The organism is Streptomyces similanensis, assembly GCF_039543625.1.
In the GTDB taxonomy this organism is placed as follows: domain Bacteria; phylum Actinomycetota; class Actinomycetes; order Streptomycetales; family Streptomycetaceae; genus Streptomyces; species Streptomyces similanensis.
The window spans coordinates 1-16,935 of sequence record NZ_BAABKC010000069.1 but is presented as its reverse complement, the minus strand read 5'-3'; the positions used below and the strand labels follow the sequence as shown (position 1 = coordinate 16,935).

The 16,935-nt window shown below is 74.0% G+C and carries 16 protein-coding genes and 1 pseudogene; 7 read left to right on the top strand and 10 right to left on the bottom strand.

Annotated features, from left to right (window positions below; genetic code table 11):
- From ABEB07_RS22865 to ABEB07_RS22855, 3 genes are all read right to left on the bottom strand, one after another.
- The coding region (locus ABEB07_RS22865; protein WP_345670063.1) for an SMC family ATPase at positions 1-2,316 on the bottom strand (2,316 nt) is incomplete at its 3' end.
- A 136-nt stretch (positions 2,317-2,452) separates the two neighbouring features.
- Entirely contained in the window at positions 2,453-3,634 is a 1,182-nt protein-coding gene (locus tag ABEB07_RS22860) for an exonuclease SbcCD subunit D (RefSeq protein WP_345670062.1), read from the bottom strand.
- A gap of 119 nt (positions 3,635-3,753) precedes the next feature.
- Positions 3,754-4,380 carry a YigZ family protein gene (locus ABEB07_RS22855; protein WP_345670061.1) on the bottom strand — a complete coding sequence of 209 codons (627 nt, stop codon included), beginning with the start codon at positions 4,378-4,380 and terminating at the stop codon, positions 3,754-3,756.
- A gap of 514 nt (positions 4,381-4,894) precedes the next feature.
- Here ABEB07_RS22855 and ABEB07_RS22850 point away from each other — a divergent pair.
- The 3 genes and pseudogenes from ABEB07_RS22850 to ABEB07_RS22840 form a co-directional block, all read left to right on the top strand.
- Positions 4,895-5,916, top strand: a pseudogene (locus ABEB07_RS22850) (IS110 family RNA-guided transposase); the annotation flags it as partial.
- A 50-nt stretch (positions 5,917-5,966) separates the two neighbouring features.
- Positions 5,967-6,635, top strand: coding sequence for a class I SAM-dependent methyltransferase (locus tag ABEB07_RS22845; protein WP_345670060.1), 669 nt, complete (start codon positions 5,967-5,969; stop codon positions 6,633-6,635).
- 111 nt (positions 6,636-6,746) lie between these two features.
- Positions 6,747-7,157 (top strand): CoA-binding protein, encoded by a 411-nt coding sequence (locus ABEB07_RS22840; RefSeq protein WP_176148135.1) that lies wholly within the window; start codon positions 6,747-6,749, stop codon positions 7,155-7,157.
- A gap of 29 nt (positions 7,158-7,186) precedes the next feature.
- On the opposite strand, the gene ABEB07_RS22835 is transcribed toward ABEB07_RS22840, so the two are convergent.
- Together ABEB07_RS22835 and ABEB07_RS22830 are read right to left on the bottom strand one after the other, a co-directional pair.
- A complete protein-coding gene (locus ABEB07_RS22835) occupies positions 7,187-7,741 on the bottom strand; it encodes a YbaK/EbsC family protein (RefSeq protein ID WP_164587559.1) in 555 nt (184 codons plus the stop codon).
- Positions 7,742-7,784: 43 nt separating this feature from the next.
- A complete protein-coding gene (locus ABEB07_RS22830) occupies positions 7,785-8,357 on the bottom strand; it encodes a helix-turn-helix domain-containing protein (RefSeq protein ID WP_345670059.1) in 573 nt (190 codons plus the stop codon).
- Between the two features lie 93 nt (positions 8,358-8,450).
- Here ABEB07_RS22830 and ABEB07_RS22825 point away from each other — a divergent pair, with 93 nt between their 5' ends.
- Positions 8,451-9,308, top strand: coding sequence for a DMT family transporter (locus tag ABEB07_RS22825; RefSeq protein WP_345670058.1), 858 nt, complete (start codon positions 8,451-8,453; stop codon positions 9,306-9,308).
- 70 nt (positions 9,309-9,378) lie between these two features.
- On the opposite strand, the gene ABEB07_RS22820 is transcribed toward ABEB07_RS22825, so the two are convergent.
- Positions 9,379-10,164, bottom strand: coding sequence for an acyltransferase (locus ABEB07_RS22820; protein ID WP_345670057.1), 786 nt, complete (start codon positions 10,162-10,164; stop codon positions 9,379-9,381).
- A 123-nt stretch (positions 10,165-10,287) separates the two neighbouring features.
- Here ABEB07_RS22820 and ABEB07_RS22815 point away from each other — a divergent pair, with 123 nt between their 5' ends.
- Positions 10,288-10,818: a gamma carbonic anhydrase family protein gene (locus ABEB07_RS22815; RefSeq protein WP_164589690.1), complete on the top strand. Its 531-nt coding sequence runs from the start codon at positions 10,288-10,290 to the stop codon at positions 10,816-10,818.
- A gap of 110 nt (positions 10,819-10,928) precedes the next feature.
- Here the strand turns inward: ABEB07_RS22815 and ABEB07_RS22810 are convergent, their stop codons facing one another.
- Both ABEB07_RS22810 and ABEB07_RS22805 read right to left on the bottom strand, forming a co-directional pair.
- Positions 10,929-11,582 carry a DedA family protein gene (locus ABEB07_RS22810; RefSeq protein ID WP_176148139.1) on the bottom strand — a complete coding sequence of 218 codons (654 nt, stop codon included), beginning with the start codon at positions 11,580-11,582 and terminating at the stop codon, positions 10,929-10,931.
- Between the two features lie 105 nt (positions 11,583-11,687).
- A complete protein-coding gene (locus ABEB07_RS22805; protein WP_345670056.1) occupies positions 11,688-12,947 on the bottom strand; it encodes a hydrolase in 1,260 nt (419 codons plus the stop codon).
- A gap of 328 nt (positions 12,948-13,275) precedes the next feature.
- Here ABEB07_RS22805 and galU point away from each other — a divergent pair, with 328 nt between their 5' ends.
- The gene (gene galU / locus ABEB07_RS22800; protein WP_345670055.1) at positions 13,276-14,304 is read left to right on the top strand and encodes a UTP--glucose-1-phosphate uridylyltransferase GalU; all 1,029 of its coding nucleotides are present in this window, start codon (positions 13,276-13,278) and stop codon (positions 14,302-14,304) included.
- 41 nt (positions 14,305-14,345) lie between these two features.
- On the opposite strand, the gene ABEB07_RS22795 is transcribed toward galU, so the two are convergent.
- Positions 14,346-14,783: a DUF4442 domain-containing protein gene (locus ABEB07_RS22795; RefSeq protein ID WP_164589278.1), complete on the bottom strand. Its 438-nt coding sequence runs from the start codon at positions 14,781-14,783 to the stop codon at positions 14,346-14,348.
- Positions 14,784-14,927: 144 nt separating this feature from the next.
- Here ABEB07_RS22795 and ABEB07_RS22790 point away from each other — a divergent pair, with 144 nt between their 5' ends.
- Positions 14,928-15,971 (top strand): hypothetical protein, encoded by a 1,044-nt coding sequence (locus ABEB07_RS22790; protein ID WP_345670053.1) that lies wholly within the window; start codon positions 14,928-14,930, stop codon positions 15,969-15,971.
- A gap of 35 nt (positions 15,972-16,006) precedes the next feature.
- Here ABEB07_RS22790 and ABEB07_RS22785 read toward each other — a convergent pair whose 3' ends face one another.
- A complete protein-coding gene (locus ABEB07_RS22785) occupies positions 16,007-16,798 on the bottom strand; it encodes a spermidine synthase (RefSeq protein ID WP_345670064.1) in 792 nt (263 codons plus the stop codon).
- Between the last annotated feature and the right edge of the window lie 137 nt (positions 16,799-16,935).

Genomic DNA, 16,935 nt, shown 5'->3' with positions numbered 1-16,935 from the left:
GAGGAGGGCGGCGGCGCCGGCCGCGGCGAGGTCGGCGGGCGGCCGTTGCGCGGCGGCGACGGTGTCCGCCTCGGCGAGCACCGCGCGCACCGCCGCCTCCTCCGCCTGCCAGGCGTCGAGGCGGCGTTGCAGCTCGCGGTGGGCGCCGTCGTCCAGGAGCGCGGCGGCGGCGTCCCGCGGGGTGCCGAAGCCGGCCCGGAAGGCGGCCTCGGCGAGCCGTCCGTCGGCGTCCTTGAGCCGCTCCGCGCTCTCCTCGGCGGCGCGTGCCGCGTCGGCGGCGGCGGTCAGCAGGACCGCCCGGCGTTCCAGCTGGGCGGCCCGGGCGGCGACCGTGGGGGCGGCGCCGCGGGCTTCGGCGATCTCCGACTCCAGGACCGTCCGCTGCCGGTCCAGGTCCTCGCGGCGGGCCAGCCGGGAGGCCGCGTGCAGCTCGATCTGCCTGCGGTCGGCGAGCCGGCGTTCGCGCTCCTGCTCGGCGGCGCGCAGCTCCAGCTGGGCCGGGTGCAGCGCGGAGGCGTCCTGCCGCGCCCGCGCGAGCCGCCGGTCCAGCTCCTCGGCCTCGTCGGCGAGCCGTTCGGCGGGGGCGTCACTGGCCTCGGCGGCCGCGGCGGCCAGTTCCGCGCTCAGGGCGGCGAGGCGGCGCTCGTCCTCGGCGTGCCGGCGCTCGGCGGCCTGGTGGTCGGCGAGGGCGCGCTCCTCCGTCTCGCGGTCGACGTGTCCGGCGACCTTGCGGGCGGGCGCGGGATGCTCGGTGGCGCCGCAGACGGCGCAGGGCGCGCCGTCGGCGAGGTTCGCGGCCAGTTCGGCGGCGATGCCGGTCAGCCGCTGCTCCTTGAGCCGCAGCCAGTGCTCCTTGAGCTCCAGGGACTTCTCGCCGGAGGCGAGGGCGCGCTGCCGTGCCCGGTCGCTCTCCTCGGTCAGCCGGTCCCGGTCGCGGGCGGCCCGCAGCCGGGTCTGGGCGGGTTCGCGCCGTACGGCGAGCTGTTCGGCCCGGCCGGCCGCCTCCTGCGCGGTCTCGATCCGGCTGTGCAGGCCGGTGCGGGCCGTCTCCCAGCCGGCGAGCCAGCTCTCGGCCTCCTGGAGCGCGTCCTCGTCGGCGCGCTCCTGGTCGTCGGCCTCGGCGCGTTCGGCGAGAAGCTCGGCCAGGCGGCGTTCGGCGCGGCGGGCGGACTCCAGCGAGCCGAGTTCCTCGGCGGCGCGGCGGGCGGCGGCCGCGAGCCCGGCGGCGCCCGCCTCGGCGAAGCGGTCCGGGAGCCGGGCGCGGGCGTGCGCCTCGGCTCCGGCCGCGCGCCGGTGTTCGGCGTCGGCGGCCTCCCGCAGTTCCAGCGCGGGTGCGACGGTCGCGGCCTTGCGGCCGCGTTCCATCCGCGTCCGGGTCTCCTCGTGCGTGCCGGCCCGCTGCGCCAGCCGCTCGGCGCGTTCGCGCGCCTCGGCGAACCGGCTCTGGAGCCTGGCGAGTTCGCGTACGCCGGTCAGGGCGCGTTCGGCGGCGAGCCGGTCGGTCTCGGCGGCGGTGAGCCGGCAGTGGGCGACGGTGAGCCGGTCGCGGGCGGTGCTGCGGGCGACGGCCGCGGCGGTCAGCACCGCTTCGGCCAGGCCCGGGTCGCCGGGGGCGAGGCCGGGCAGTTCCATGGCGTCGCCGGCCGCCTGCTGCATCCGGTGCGCGTCGGCGAGCAGCGCGGCGTCGCCCTCGCGCACCTGGGCCTCGGTGGCGCGCCGGCGTTCGGCGAGGCGCTTCTCGACCTCGGCGAAGCGCCGGGTGTCGAACAGGCGGCCGAGCAGCTTGCCGCGGGCCTCGGCGTCGGCGCGCAGGAAGCGGGCGAAGTCGCCCTGGGGCAGCAGCACGACCTGGCAGAACTGTTCCCGGCTCATGCCGAGCAGCTGGGTGATCTCCTCGCCGATCTCCTGGTGGGAGCGGCTGAGGTCTTTCCAGGCGCCCGCCGTCGCGTCGTACTCGCGCAGCCAGGTCTGCGCCTTGTCGACGGTCGTGCCCGTGCCGCGCCGCTTGGGGCGTTCCCAGGGCGGCTGCCGGGTGATCTCCAGCCGGCGGCCGGCCACGGTCAGGTCGAGGGCGACCTCGGTGCGGGTGGCCGCGGCGGCGTGGTCGCTGCGCAGGGCGATCCCCTGTCCGTTCTGCCGGGCGCCGGGCACGGAGCCGTACAGGGCGTAGCAGACGGCGTCCAGCACGGAGGTCTTGCCGGCGCCGGTCGGCCCGTGCAGCAGGAACAGCCCGGCGGCCGACAGCGCGTCGAAGTCGACGCTCTGGCGGCTGCCGAAGGGGCCGAAGGCGGTGACGTCGAGCCGGTGCAGCCTCACTGCGCCCCTCCCTGATGGTGCGGCCGAGTCCCGTAGGGCCGAGTCTCGTACGAGCGCGTCGCGTACGGCCCCGTCGGGGCGCCGCCCACGCCCGGGCGCGCGGCGCGACCGCGTGCCGGGGTGCGCGGTCGCGGGCTCACCGCGTCACCTCGTGCGCCGATTCGCCCAGGTCGTCCAGTTCCTCCAGGCGGGCCGCGTCGAACGCCGCGCGCAGCACGTCCCGCTCGTGCGCGTCGGGTCCGGCGCCGCGGACATGGGCGACGAAGTCCTCGGCGATCTGCTGGTCGTCGCGGCCGGCGAGCCGGCGGGCGTAGGAGACGTCCGGGTCGTCGGGGGCGCGCTCGGGGTCGAAGACCAGGCTGAGGGTGTGCGGGAAGCGTTCGGTGAGCCGGGCCATCGGGTCGGCGGGCCGGACCGGGTCGGTGAGCGTGGCCTCCACCCACGCCTCCCGGTGGGGGTCGAGCGCCGGGTCGGCGAGCAGGTCCTGCAGGGCGCCGCGGAGGCGGGCCAGCGGGCGCGGCACCGGGCAGTCGACGCGTTCGGCGGTGACCGAGCCGTCGGCGTCCAGGTCGACGATCCACACGCTCTTGCGGTGCGCGGCCTCGGAGAAGGAGTACGGCAGCGGGGAGCCGGAGTAGCGCACGCGCTCGGTGATGGTCTGGCAGCCGTGCAGATGGCCGAGGGCGGCGTAGTCGACGCCGTCGAAGACGCCTGCGGGGACGGCGGCCACTCCGCCGACGGTGATGTCCCGCTCGCTGTCGCTGGCCTCGCCGCCGGTGACGAAGGCGTGCGCGAGGACGACCGAGCGGGTGGAGCGCGGCCGCGTGGCGAGGTCGGCGCGCACCCGGTCCATGGCGGCGGCGAGCACCTGCTCGTGGCCCGCCTTCTCGACCCCGAACGCGTCCTTCACGAGGGCCGGTTCGAGGTAGGGCAGCCCGTAGAAGGCGACGTCGCCGTGCGCGTCGGCCAGCACCACCGGGGTGGCGCAGGCCGCCGGCTCGGTGCGCAGGTGGATGCCCGCGCGGTCGATCAGCCCGGCGCCGACGCCGAGCCGGCGGGCGGAGTCGTGGTTGCCGGAGATCATCACGGTGGGCACGCCGAGGCCGGCGAGGCGGTGCAGGGCGTCGTCGAACAGTTCGACGGCGGCCAGCGGGGGCACGGCGCGGTCGTACACGTCTCCGGAGACGACCACGGCGTCGACGTCGCGTTCGCGCACGGTCGCCGCGAGATGGCCGAGGAAGGCGGCCTGGGCGTCCAGCATGCTCACCCGGTGGAACGACCGGCCCAGATGCCAGTCGGAAGTGTGCAGCAGCCTCATGATTCCCGAAGACTAACGGCCGGGTCCGACAGCACGGGCGGCCGTTCCCGCGTCCCCCGCCACGGACGGCACTGATTGCCCTGATTGTTCAGTGAATGCCCGTTCTGTCGCGTGAGCTTTCACGCGTCGCCGTACGCCTCGCCGCCCAGGTCGAGCGCGGCGCTTCCGGCGGTCGCGTCGGCCAGCCAGGCGCGGAAGGCGTCGACGTCGGCGTCCGGCAGACCGATCTCGATGGCGACCGACTCGCCGTAGCGCACGTCGCGCACCTCCCGGCCGGTGGCCCGCAGGTCGTTCTGCACCTTGCCGGCCCGCTGGTGGTCGACGGTCACCGTGGCGAGGCGGAAGCGGCGGCGGGTCCGGGTACCGAGCGCGTCCAGGGCCTCGCCGACCGCGCCGCCGTAGGCCCGGATGAGACCGCCCGCGCCGAGCTTGACCCCGCCGTAGTAGCGGGTGACGACGGCGACGACGTACCGCATGTCGCGGCGCAGCAGCATCTGGAGCATGGGCGCCCCGGCGGTGCCGCCGGGCTCGCCGTCGTCGCTGGCCTTCTGGACGCCGGCGTCGGCGCCGATGACGTAGGCCCAGCAGTTGTGGGTGGCGTCGGCGTGCTCCCTGCGGACGGCCGCGACGAACTCCTGGGCCTCCTGTTCGGTGGCCGCCGGGGCGAGGGCGCACAGGAAGCGGGAGCGGTTGATCTCGGTCTCGTGCACACCCGGGTGGGCGACCGTGCGGTACTCGTCCTGCATCGGGCCAGCCTAATCCAGGGTGTAAGCGGCTCGGTCTGGTCCCCACAAGGGGCCGACGGGCGGCTTGCGACGGACGGCGGAACGCCTTCGGCCCTCTTGGTCCTGGAGAACCGCTCTGAGAATGGTGCCGCCTGGCCCCAGAGGCCTTCGCATTGAGCGGCGAGACCCGGCGCCTTCGGCACCGCCACGGAACCCACCGCCATCCGTGCCGCGCGATGATGTCGCGGGCACCGGGCTGATGCCTCCGTTTCCCCGGGCCTTTCGAGGCCTCTGTCAAGAGCGGCGCATCCCGGTGTCTCCGTGACCACCGCGAAATTCACGGCGACCGGCCGGACGTTGACTGTCACGGCGCGAGCCCGCTCCAGGGTCGACCTCTTGCTTCCATCCACGAGCCCGTGAGCTCTGCGAAAGACCGAGCCCCTGGGGTGCGCTGGTGTCGCGAACGGACACTGAGATGGCGGACCTGTGAGTCCTGGGATTAGAGCGCCGCGTGACCCGCATGTGCTCGTGACCCGCCCTGCGCACCGGCAGCCGCCAGGTCTTCGCGATCAACCCGCTCGCCGCCGCCCGCTACCGTGATCGCCACGGCGTCAGCCACAAGAAGTCCGACCCCGGCGACGCCCTGGTCCTGGCGAACATCCTGCGCACCGACATGCATGCCCACCGGCCACTGCCCGCCGACAGCGAACTCGCCCAAGCCATCGCGGTGCTGGCCCGCGCCCAGCAGGACGCCGTCTGGAGCCGCCAGCAGGTCGCCAACCAGGTCCGTTCCCTGCTTCGCCAGTACTTCCCCGCCGCTCTGCACGCCTTCCAAGGCAAGGAAGGCGGCCTGACCAGGGCAGACGCCCGAGTCATCCTCACTGTGGCGCCGACCACGGCGAAGGCTGCCCGGCTCACCCTCGCCCAACTCCGGGCCGCCCTCAAACGCGGCGGACGCACCCAGTCCTTCGGCACCGAGGCCGAAAGCCTGCGGAGCGCCTTCCGCGCCGAGTACGCCCACCACCTCCCGGCCGTCGAAGACGCCTTCGGTCAGCAGCTGCTCGCCCTGTTCAAGCAGCTGGACGCCACCTGCCAGACCGCGGACGACCTCGCTACAGCCACCGAAGTCGCCTTCCAACAGCACGCTGACAGCGAGATCCTGCTCAGTTTCCCCGGACTCGGTCCCCAGCTCGCAGCCCGTGTCCTCGCCGAGATCGGCGACGACCGGACCCGCTTCGCCGACGCCAGAGCGCTCAAGTCCTACGCCGGCTCCGCCCCCATCACCCGCGCATCCGGCAAGAAACGCTACGTCGGCCGCCGCTTCGTAAAGAACAACCGGCTCATGCACGCCGGCTTCCTCTGGGCTTCTCAGCCCTCCAGGCCTCGCCCGGCGCCAACGCCCACTACCGGCGCCGACGCGAGTACGGAGACTGGCACAACGCCGCCCAGCGCCACCTGCTCAACCGCTTTTTCGGCCAGCTCCACCACTGCCTCCAGACCCGGCAACACTTCGACGAACAACACGCTTTCGCGCCACTCGCTCAAGCACCTGCTTGAGCCGGCCATCGGTCACAAGCACTGTCAGTGCACCCGTCTAGATTCACCGCGTGACTGAGCCTTCCTACCTCGCCGCGGTCCGGGAGTCATACGACACCGTGGCCGACGACTACTCCGCCCTTGTCAAGACCCCGTCTGAGCTGGACCCATTGTCACGCTCGATGCTGACCGCCTTCGCCGAACTGGTGCAGGCATCCGACCGAGGACCGGTCGCTGACCTGGGCTGTGGACCCGGAAGGGTGACGGCGCACATGGCAGGACTCGGAGTCTCTGCATTCGGCATCGATGTGTCCCCAAAGATGATCGAACTGGCCCGAATTAGCTATCCGGACCTGCGCTTCTCCGTGGGTTCCATGACCGCGTTGGAGATTGAAGACGACACGCTCGGCGGCATCCTGGCCTACTACTCCACCCACCACACGCCTCCGGAGCTGCTGCCGGTCGTGTTCGCCGAGTTCCACCGCACCCTGGCACCTGGCGGGCATCTCCTCCTCGCTGGCCACGTAGGCACCGGTGAGCACCGGCGTCCGACACACGGCTATGGCGGCCACCCTGTGTCCTACGCGTCGTATCGGCTGACCACACACCAGATCGCTGAGCTGGTGAGCGAGGCAGGGTTCACCATCACCGCTCAGTTGGTGCAGGAACGCGATGAGGAACTGAACTGGAAGTTCGCCAGTTTCCTGGCCTACAAGCCGACTGCCGAGGAGCCAGCTTGACTTCTTAGCTCCCTGAGATGTCTATGCGGGGCGGGCCGCGGGCGGGGAATCGCCCGGCCCGGCCCGCTGTTGCCCCAAGGACGAGCGGTGACGAGACGCGAGGAGAGACCTGTGGGGTACGGCGACACGGCGACGGTGCGCAAGATCCTGACCGAACTCGGCGACACCTGGGCCGTGGTGGGCCTGTCGTCCAACCGCGGCCGCGCCGCCTACGGGGTGGCCGAGGTGCTCCAGCGGTTCGGCAAGCGCGTCGTCCCGGTGCACCCGAAGGCGGAGACCGTGCACGGCGAGCAGGGCTACGCGTCGCTGGCGGACATCCCCTTCGACGTGGACGTGGTCGACGTCTTCGTCAACGGCGAGCTGGCCGGCGCGGTCGCCGACGAGGCGGTCGCCAAGGGCGCGAAGGCGGTCTGGTTCCAGCTGGGCGTGATCGACGAGGCCGCCTGCGAGCGGACCCGGGCGGCGGGCCTCGACATGGTCATGGACCGCTGCCCGGCGATCGAGATCCCCCGGCTGCCCTAGGTGCCGTCCGGCCGGCCTCTCCCCCCGGGTCAGACGCCGAGTCCGTCCAGCACCACGGCCCCCGGCAGCTCCGCGAACGCCTTGCCCGGCACCAGGAGCTTGCCGCGGCGCCGGCCGCTGCCGACGAGGACGTAGGGCAGGTCGACCACGGCGGAGTCGACCAGGACGGGCCACTCCTCGGGGAGGCCGATCGGGGTGATGCCGCCGTACTCCATGCCGGTCTCCCCGGTGGCCACGTCCATGGACGCGAACGACGCCTTGCGGGCGTCGAGTTGGCGGCGCACGACGCCGTTGACGTCGACGCGGGTGGTGGAGAGCACGAGGCAGGCGGCCAGCCGGGACTCACCGCCACGCTTGCCGGCCACCACCACGCAGTTCGCCGACTGCTCCAGCAGCTCGCGGCCGTAGTGCTCGACGAAGGTCGCGGTGTCCGCCCACTGCGGGTCGGTGTCGACGTAGACGATCTGCTCGGCGGGGACGCTGCCACGCCAGTGGCGTACGGCCTCGGCGACCGGGCGGACCAGTTCGTCGAGGGAGTCGGGAGCGGCGGCGGCCTGCTGGAAGTCTCCGATGGGTGCGCGCATGCGGGCACGCTAACAGCCGCGCGGCGGGGCCCGTCGGGGCGTCTCAGTGCACGGGCGGCACCGAGACCGTCATGATCATTTCCATCGGCGCCTCCCCGGTGTTGGCGTAGGCGTGCGGGGCGTTGGCCTCGAAGGAGGCGCTCGCGCCCTCGGGCACGCGGTAGTCGGCCCCGTCGACCGTGAGCGTCAGCTCGCCCGCCGTGACGTGCACCAGTTCGACCGTTCCGCCGGGGTGCGGGTCGGAGGGGCTGCCCTCGCCGGGCATCAGCCGCCACTCCCACATCTCCAGCGGGCCCGGCGCCTCGGCGCCCGCCAGGAGCCGGTTGTAGCTGCCGGCGTCGGTGTGCCAGAGCCGGACGGCCTGGTCGGCGGGGACGATGCGGACCCTGGGGCCCTGCTCGTAGTCGAGCAGCGTGGTGATGCTGACGCCGAGCGCGTCGCCGATCTTGACCACGGTACCGAGGCTGGGGTTGGTGCGGGCCTGCTCGATCTGGATGAGCATGCCGCGGCTGACCGCCGCGCGGGCGGCGAGCGTGTCCAGGGTGAAGCCGCGCTCGGTGCGCCAGCGTTTGACGTTGCGCGCCAGGGACTGGGTCAGCAGGTCGAGGTCCGACACATTCCGTCCAATATTCTGGATGACAGAGTTCACTTTGCTGAACTACGGTGGGTTGCACCCGATCGTTCACCGAACTGTACTGCGAGGCGTCCCGTGACAGCATTCTTCGCCCTGGCCACCAGCCTCCTGTGGGGACTGGCCGACTTCGGCGGCGGGCTGCTCACACGCCGCAACCCGGCCCTCACGGTGGTCGTGGTCTCCCAGTCGATCGCCGCGCTGGTGCTCGGCGTGATCGTGGCGGCCACCGGCGCCTGGGGCGAGGCAGGCCCGCGGCTGTGGTTCGCCGTCGCGGCGGGGCTGGTCGGGCCGGTGGCGATGCTCTCCTTCTACAAGGCGCTCGCGCTCGGCCCGATGGGCGTGGTGTCGCCGCTGGCGACGCTGAGCGTGGCGGTGCCCATCGGGGTCGGCCTGGTGCTCGGGGAGCGGCCGGGACTGCTCCAGGTCGCGGGCATCGCGGTCGCCGTCGGCGGCGTCGTGCTCGCGGGCGGCCCGCGGCTGGGGGGCGCCGCCGTGCAGCGCCGGACGATCGGGCTGACGCTCGTCGCGGCGCTCGGCTTCGGCACGGTGTTCGCGCTGATCGCCGAGGCTTCTACCACCGTGCCCGGCCTCTTCCTCGCGCTCTTCGTGCAGCGCGTGACCAATGTGGCGGCGGGCGGGGCGGCGCTGTACGCGTCCGCGCGGCGGGGCGGCGAGGTGCTGCCGCCGGGCGGCCTGCGGTGGGCGGCCGTGCCGGCGTTCGCCTTCGTCGGCCTCGCCGACGTCGCGGCCAACGGCACGTACGCGGTCGCCGCGCAGCACGGTCCGGTCACCGTCGCCGCCGTGCTGGCCTCGCTCTACCCGGTGGTGACCGCGCTGGCCGCCCGGGGCTTCCTCAGCGAACGGCTCCGCGCGGTCCAGGCGGCGGGCGCGGGACTGGCACTGCTGGGCACACTGCTGCTGGCGACGGGCTGACCGGGGCGGCGCCGGAACGGAGCGGAGACCCGGCGGAGTGGCGCGGCCTGCGCGAGGAAGGCGACCGGCGTCAGGAGGCGGCCGGGCGGGCGGCGCTCTCGTCGTCCAGGTCCGCGAGGCGGGCGACGGTCTCGTCGTCCAGTCCGGCCACGGCCACCAGCTGGTCCGGTGTCACACCGTCCGGTATCGGCACCGGGGCCGGGGTCCGCAGCGGCGGCTGCCAGCCCTCGGCGGGCGTCCAGCGGCGTACGACCCGGGCCGGCGCCCCCGCGACGACGGCGTGGTCGGGCACCTCGCCGCGGACCACGGCGCCGGCGGCGACCACCACGTTCCGGCCGATCCGCGCGCCGGGCAGGATCACCGCGCCGGTGCCGATCCAGCAGCCGGGGCCGATCTCCACCGGCTCCATGCGCGGCCACTGCTTGCCGATGGGCTGGTGGGGGTCGTCGTAGGAGTGGTTGGTGGAGGTGACGTAGACGTACGGACCGAAGTAGCAGTCGCTGCCGATGGTGACCGTGGTGTCGGCGATGACGTGGCTGCCGCGGCCGAGGACGACGCCGTCGCCGATGCGCAGGATCGGGTCCGGGCCGAGGTCCAGGTCGGGCATCAGGCCCGCGGTCAGCGTGACCCGCTCGCCGATGATGCAGTACGCGCCGAGACGGATCCACGGCTCGCCGAAGACGGTGCCGAGCGGGAAGGCGAGCCTGGTCCCCTCGCCGAGCGCCCCGAAGCGGAGCCTGCCGGGGTGTTCGGCCGTGACCGAACCCGTGCGCTGCGCCCACGCCCACGCCGCGTGGACGGCGCGCTGCGCGAGGCCGCGCCGCCAGGACGAGAACGTGTTCTTGGACTTGGGCACCCGCTCACCGTACTCAGCCCCGCACGCGCCCGAGCGGCCGGACACCTGTGATCTTCACCCCACCGGATGACGTACGGTTCCGGGAGACCGGGGCCTCCCCCCGCGCGGAAAGGCAGGACGAGCATGACGCACAAAGCGCTGATCACGGGCATCGGCGGCCGGGAACCGCAGGTGGACGAGCGGGCGTTCACGGCGCCCACGGCCACGGTGATCGGTGACGTGACGCTGGGCGCGGGCGCGAGTGTCTGGTACGGCGCGGTGCTGCGCGGCGACGTCGAGCGGATCGCCGTCGGCGCGGACAGCAACGTGCAGGACAACTGCACGCTGCACGCCGACCCGGGGTTCCCGGTCACCGTGGGCGAGCGGGTCTCCATCGGGCACAACGCGGTGGTGCACGGCGCGACGGTCGAGGACGACTGCCTGATCGGGATGGGCGCGACGGTGCTGAACGGCGCGGTGATCGGCGCGGGTTCGCTGGTGGCCGCGCAGGCCTTGGTGCCGCAGGGGATGCGGGTGCCGCCGGGTTCGCTGGTGGCCGGGGTGCCGGCCAAGGTCCGGCGGGAGCTGACGGACGAGGAGCGCCAGGGGATCACGCTGAACGGCACGATGTACGCGGAGCTGGCCACGGCGCACCGCGAGGTGCACGAGAAGTAGCGGGTCCGGCGGGGCCTGACGGAGCCGGCGGGGCCCGACGGAGCCGGCGGGGCCCGACGGAGCCGGCGGGGTGCCCGGAGGCGCTGGGAGCGCTGGGGAGGCGCTCCCGCTCACTCCCCCGCGGGCACCGGCTCCGGTTCCTCGGACACCTGGCGCTCGGCCTGCGCCTTCTTCGCCTTGCGCTTGATCACCAGCATCGAGCCGAGACCGATCAGCACGGCGACGACCAGGCCGAGGTAGGAGAACTTCTTCAGCCAGGACTCGGCCACGACACCCACGTAGTAGATGACGGCCGTGGTGCCGCCCGCCCAGCAGAGGCCGCCGAGGACGTTGGCGATCAGGAACTTCCAGTACGGCATGTGCAGCACGCCCGCGAGCGGGCCGGCGAAGATGCGCAGCAGGGCGACGAAGCGGCCGAAGAACACGGCCCACATGCCCCACTTCTCGAAGGACCGTTCGGCGGTGGCGACATGGCCCTCGCTGAAGTGCCTCGGGAACTTCCGGCCGAGCCAGGCGAGCAGCGGTCTGCCGCCCTTGCGGCCGATGGCGTAGCCGATCGAGTCGCCGACCACCGCGCCGACGACGGCGCAGGCGCCGAGCACGACGGGGTTGATGTCCGAGTTCTGGGAGGACATCAGCGCGGCGGAGACGAGGATGATCTCGCCGGGCAGCGGGATGCCCAGGCTCTCCAGACCGATGACCAGTGCCACCACGGCGTACACGGCCGCCGCCGGTACCGTGTCGAGCCACTCCTGGACGTGCACCGCCGGTCCTCCCCGTTTCGCGCCCGTGCGTTCCGGGCGCGGAGGCGCCCTACCGAAAAGCCTACCGGTTCGGCTCCGCCGGGCCGCCCGCCGCCGAACCGGCCGTCACCGCGATCCGGCCACCGGCCGGACGCCCGCGGCCGGGGCCGGACCCGCCGGGCCGGAGCGGACCGGGGACGCGGTCCCGGCCGTGCCCCGCCGGGCGGCGGGGCCGCCGCCGGGCACGCTCCAGGCGGTCCGGGCGGCGGGCGCCCACCGGTCGTCGCCGCCCGGGCCGGCCGTCGGGACGCCGGTGAGCAGCACCAGGGACGCCAGTCCCGCGCCCACCGCCACCGCCGTCCGGTGCCCGCGCCACTGCTCCGCGGCGCGGCCGCGCCCGACGGACCCGCCCGCACCGCCCGAGCCGCCGCTCCCGGCTCCCCCGAACCCCCTCGCGCCGCTTGCGGACCGCCCGCCGTCCGCCCCTCCCCCGGCGCCCGAGACGCCGCGCGCCGTACGGGAGTCGAGGTAGCGGCGGGCGCCCCAGCCGAGGACGGCCTCGGCGAGCAGGACGTCGAGGCCGCCGTCGAAGCAGCCGAACTGCTCGGCGGCGTGCGCGCAGTGGCGGCACTCCCGCAGATGCCGCCGCGCACCGGGCGGCAGCGCTCCGCCCCTCGACGCGGGGACGTCGAGCAGGAGCGGGCCGAGGATTCGGCATTCCCCGGTCGGCGCGAGTTCCCGGTGGGCGCGCAGACAGCCGGCGCGGAATTGCTCCCGGGCACGTTCCCGCAGGCCCGCGGCGGTTTTCGGGTCCATGGCCAGCAGACCGGCCGGTACGGTTAGGGGATCGGCCTCCGCCTCGGTGTGCCACAACAGGCATTGGAAAGCGCCGGGAAGATCGTGGAACGCCCGTTCGGCCAGCCGCCGCCTTTCGGGTGTCGGGGACGGCACCGCGCGCAGTCCGCGGCCGCCGGAGGGCCTGCGCAATTCGGGCAGCACGGCGCAGGCCGCGTCGTCGGCGGCCCACTGCCGTACGGTCTCCCGCACGGCGACCAGAAGCCGCGGCCGCAGCGCGCGGCCGGCCGCGCCGTCCCTCGTACCGCCGGCCGCGCCGCCGGACGTGCCGCCGGCCGGCCCGCGCAGGACCCGGCGGAAGGCGGCCGTGGCCACCATCGCGGCCGAGCCGCCCGGCGCGCCCAGGCAGACGACGGCGTAGTCGTAGGTCGCCCGCCAGTGCCGGGCGAGCAGCAGCGCGACGGCGTGATGCCCGCCGTCGGGTCCGCCGCCGGACTCCCGCAGGCGGGCGACGAGCCGGTGGTCGGACTCGGCCGGTGCGGCCGCGGGCCGGGGCGGACGGGGCGGAGGCGGAGGGTGAGGTGATCGCACGGGACCATTTCCTTCCAGGCCGCGGGACGGCGCACGGAATGCGTCCTCGGGGAAAGCGAGTTCGCGAGGAACGCGCACGCGGCCGGGAAAGGGAGGCCGGCCGTCGTCTCTCCCCGCGAGGTGGCTCACTTTCGCACACGTTACTCACCGGAAACAAGAAGTTCGAAAACCTCGTACGCCAATACGCGGAAACGCTCCGGGAGTTACCGCGAGTATCCACAACCTTTTCCGTTGAATTCCGTAGGTCGGAGCCCGCCGGCTTCCCGCACACAGCGGGCTCCCATGTCCTTCCGGGCTCGCTCTCATCCCCGTGGGCCAGCATGACCGCATGATCGACTCCGCACCCAGCGCCGCGGTCGCGTCCACGCCCGCGGCCCCTTCCCCGGCCACGTCCACACCTTCGCCGCGCCCGGCGTCCGCCCCGGCCCGTGCGGCCCGTGCCGCCGGCCCCGTCCGCAAGGCGGTGGTCCCGGCGGCCGGACTCGGCACCCGGTTCCTGCCGGCGACGAAGGCGACGCCCAAGGAGATGCTGCCCGTGGTCGACAAGCCGGCCATCCAGTACGTGGTCGAGGAGGCGGCGGCGGCCGGGCTCGACGACATCCTGATGGTCACCGGACGGCACAAGCGGGCCATCGAGGACCACTTCGACCAGGCCTTCGAGCTGGAGCAGGCGCTGGCGGCCAAGGGCGACGCCGTGCGGCTGGACGCCGTGCGCGACCCCGCGCGCCTCGCCGCGATCCACCACATCCGCCAGCGCGACCCGCTCGGCCTCGGGCACGCCGTCCACTGCGCCCGCCACCACGTGGGCGACCAGCCGTTCGCGGTGCTGCTCGGCGACGACCTCATCGACCCGCGCGAGACCCTGCTGCGCCGGATGCTGGAGGTCCGCGAGCGGTACGCGGGCAGTGTGGTCGCCCTGATGGAGGTCGACCCGGCGCAGATCCACCTCTACGGCTGCGCGGCGGTCGAGGCGACCGGCGAGGAAGGCGTCGTCCGCGTCACCGGCCTGGTCGAGAAGCCGGCGCGCGAGGAGGCGCCGAGCGGGTACGCCGTGATCGGCCGGTACGTCCTGGATCCCGGCGTGTTCGACGTCCTGGACCGCACCCCGCCCGGCCGCGGCGGCGAGATCCAGCTGACCGACGCCCTCCAGGAACTCGCCGCGTCCGGCACGGTGCACGGCGTCGTGTTCGACGGCCTGCGCTACGACACCGGCGACAAGGCGGACTACCTGCGCACGGTCGTCCGCCTGGCCTGCGCCCGCCCTGGCCTCGGCCCCGCGTTCCTGTCCTGGCTCCGGGAGTTCGTCGCGACGGCGGACGCCGCGGAGAAGGCGCCGGGCCGGCGCGTCGCCGCGTGACCCGGCCCCCGACGAATCTCAGGCTTCCAGGCCCCGGCCCATCAGTTGTTGGGGCGCAGCGTCCACACCACCGTCATTTCACTGGTCACCGCGCCGTCCTCGCGCTGGATCCGGACGGTGACCGGGAACTCGGGGCGGCGGCCCTCGTCCAGCTCGGCGACGACCTCGGCGATGGGGCGGTCCAGGGTCGCGGTGGCCTTGACCGGGCCGAGGGCGACCTTCTTGAAGGCGATCCGCGCGTCCACCGGCAGCGGCACCGCCCGCGAGAGCTGGTCGCCGAAGGCCGCGAGGACGACCGCGCCGCTGGCCGACTCGCCGAGCGTGAACATCGCTCCGGCGTGCGGCCCGCCTACGTGGTTGCGGTACTCCTCCTGGTCCGGCAGGGACAGCACCGCCCGCTCCGGCGTGGTCTCCAGGTACTCCAGCTTCAGGGTGCGGACCATGGGCACCGTGGCGGCGAGCAGCTCGCCGATCGTCATCTGTTCTGCGCTCATGACCCAGATGTTACTCACGAGTAGATCGAGCTGGCCAGAGTGATCCGCACCCCACCCCCGCCTTTCTGGTACGTCCCTGACAAGGACCGGTGACCGAATCGTGCCCCCGCGCCACTAGGGTTACTGCCCATGTGGCCAGGACAGCAGCCGCCCGGGGGCGAGCAGAACCCGCAGAACAACCCGTATCAGCAGCCGGGTTACCAGCAGCCGAATCCCTATCAGCAGCCCGGCTACCAGCAGCCCGGCCCCTACGGGCAGCAGCCGCCCACGCCGCAGTGGGGCACCCCGGCTCCCGCCGGCATACCGCAGCCGCCCGGCAGCGGAGGCGGGGGCGGCGGGGGCGGCGGCAAGAACCGGACGAAGCTCGTCGCGATCATCGCCGCGACGGCCGTGGTGGTGGCCGCGGGCGTGACCGGTTTCCTGGTGCTCGGCGGCAAGAAGGACGACAAGGCCGACGACAAGAGCGACCCGAAGGCGAGCCGGTCCGCGACGGCGTCGCAGTCGGCCTCCGGCGACCCGGGCCCGGCCTCCTCCGCCCCGGAGGACAACCCGCGCGGCAACGAGACCGAGAAGCCGACGGTCCCCGGCTGGAAGGTCGTCGTCAATCCCAAGCACGGCACGGCGTTCGACGTGCCCGCCGACTGGGAGGTGGCCTCGCCCGGCTGGTCGACCTTCTTCGAGGACAAGAAGACCGGCGACCCGTACATCGGCTTCTCCGCGCCGGCCTACCTCCAGAAGAACTGGTGCACGTCGGACGACGACAAGGACGGGCACCTCGACTCGTCGTCGCTGGCGGCCGGCGGCACCAAGGGCGAGAACGGCGGCAAGGACACCGCGAGCATCGCCCGCGGCGACGCCGCCGCCTTCGCCTTCGGCGGCTTCACCGACCAGACCGACGCGTCCAAGAAGTACCTGAAGGTCGGCAAGGCCACGCCCTACACCACCAAGTCCGGGGTGACGGGCAGCGTCGCGACCTCCTACACCTCCGGTGTGCCGAAGAAGCACAAGTGCGACAGCGACGGCAAGGCGACCACCTTCGCCTTCAAGAACTCGCAGGGCGACTTCGTCTCCTGGACCCTCTTCGCGGCGAAGGGCGTCAAGAACGAGATCCCCGAGGCGACCGTCATGAAGATCCTCAGCACGGTCCGGGTGCACGGCGACCCGACCGGCTGACCGCCGCCCCGCGACGGCCGCCGGAGCGGGCGGGGTCAGCCGATCCCGAACGCCCCGCCCGGCGGCTCCGGCGACGCCACCGCGTCCGCGTCCCGCACGGGCGCCGCACCGCCGGTGAACTCCCGCAGCGCGGCGCCGTGTTCGACCCGGGCGGGAAAGGCGTCGGCGGCGGTGAGCCGGGCCAGCGCGGCCGTGTCGAGGGGGCGGTGCGCCGCGACCAGCACCGCGTTGCCGAACCGGCGCCCCCTCAGCACGCCCGGCTCCGCGATCAGCGCCAGCTCGGCGAAGACCGCGGCGAACGTGGCGAGTTGGGAGCGCAGGAAGGCGAAGGGCGCGGCGTCGGCGAGGTTGGCGAGGTAGACGCCGTCGGGGCGCAGCACCCGCTCCGCCTCGCGGGCGTAGGCCAGCGTCGTCAGATGGGCCGGGATGCGGGAGCCGCCGAAGACATCGGCGATCAGCACGTCCGCCGAGTCGGCCGGAGCCGCCTCCAGCCAGGCGCGGGCGTCGGCGGCGTGCAGCGCGACGGCGGCGCCGTCCGGCAGCGGCAGGTGCTCCGCGACCAGCCCGAGCAGGCCCCGGTCGGCCTCCACGACGTCCTGGTGCGAGCCGGGGCGGGTCGCGGCGACGTAGCGGGGCAGGGTAAGCGCGCCGCCGCCCAGGTGCAGCACGTCCAGCGGGCGGCCCGGCGCGGCGAGCGTGTCCAGGACGTGCCCGAGCCGACGCGTGTACTCGAACTCCAGGTGGGTGGGCGCGTCGAGGTCGACGTAGGACTGCGGCGCGCCGTCCACGGTGAGCAGCCAGGCCCGGTCGCGGTCGACGTCGGGCATCAGCTTGGCCGTCCCGTGGTCGACGGCGCGGGTCACGGGTATCGCCTCGGACTCGGTCACCCCTCCATTGTCACCCTTCCCTTGTGCTCCCTTGTGCCGGTCCGGACCCGCGCCGGGCGGCGGGCGCCGGGCGCCGG

Excerpts from the sequence above, each read along its gene's own strand:
- ABEB07_RS22860 (WP_345670062.1), bottom strand. The coding sequence starts at position 3,634 with ATGAGGCTGCTGCACACTTCCGACTGGCATCTGGGCCGGTCGTTCCAC.
- ABEB07_RS22855 (WP_345670061.1), bottom strand. The coding sequence starts at position 4,380 with ATGCAGGACGAGTACCGCACGGTCGCCCACCCGGGTGTGCACGAGACC.
- ABEB07_RS22835 (WP_164587559.1), bottom strand. The coding sequence starts at position 7,741 with ATGCGCGCACCCATCGGAGACTTCCAGCAGGCCGCCGCCGCTCCCGAC.
- ABEB07_RS22815 (WP_164589690.1), top strand. The coding sequence starts at position 10,288 with ATGACGCACAAAGCGCTGATCACGGGCATCGGCGGCCGGGAACCGCAG.
- galU (WP_345670055.1), top strand. The coding sequence starts at position 13,276 with ATGATCGACTCCGCACCCAGCGCCGCGGTCGCGTCCACGCCCGCGGCC.
- ABEB07_RS22795 (WP_164589278.1), bottom strand. The coding sequence starts at position 14,783 with ATGACGATCGGCGAGCTGCTCGCCGCCACGGTGCCCATGGTCCGCACC.
- ABEB07_RS22790 (WP_345670053.1), top strand. The coding sequence starts at position 14,928 with ATGTGGCCAGGACAGCAGCCGCCCGGGGGCGAGCAGAACCCGCAGAAC.
- ABEB07_RS22785 (WP_345670064.1), bottom strand. The coding sequence starts at position 16,798 with ATGCCCGACGTCGACCGCGACCGGGCCTGGCTGCTCACCGTGGACGGC.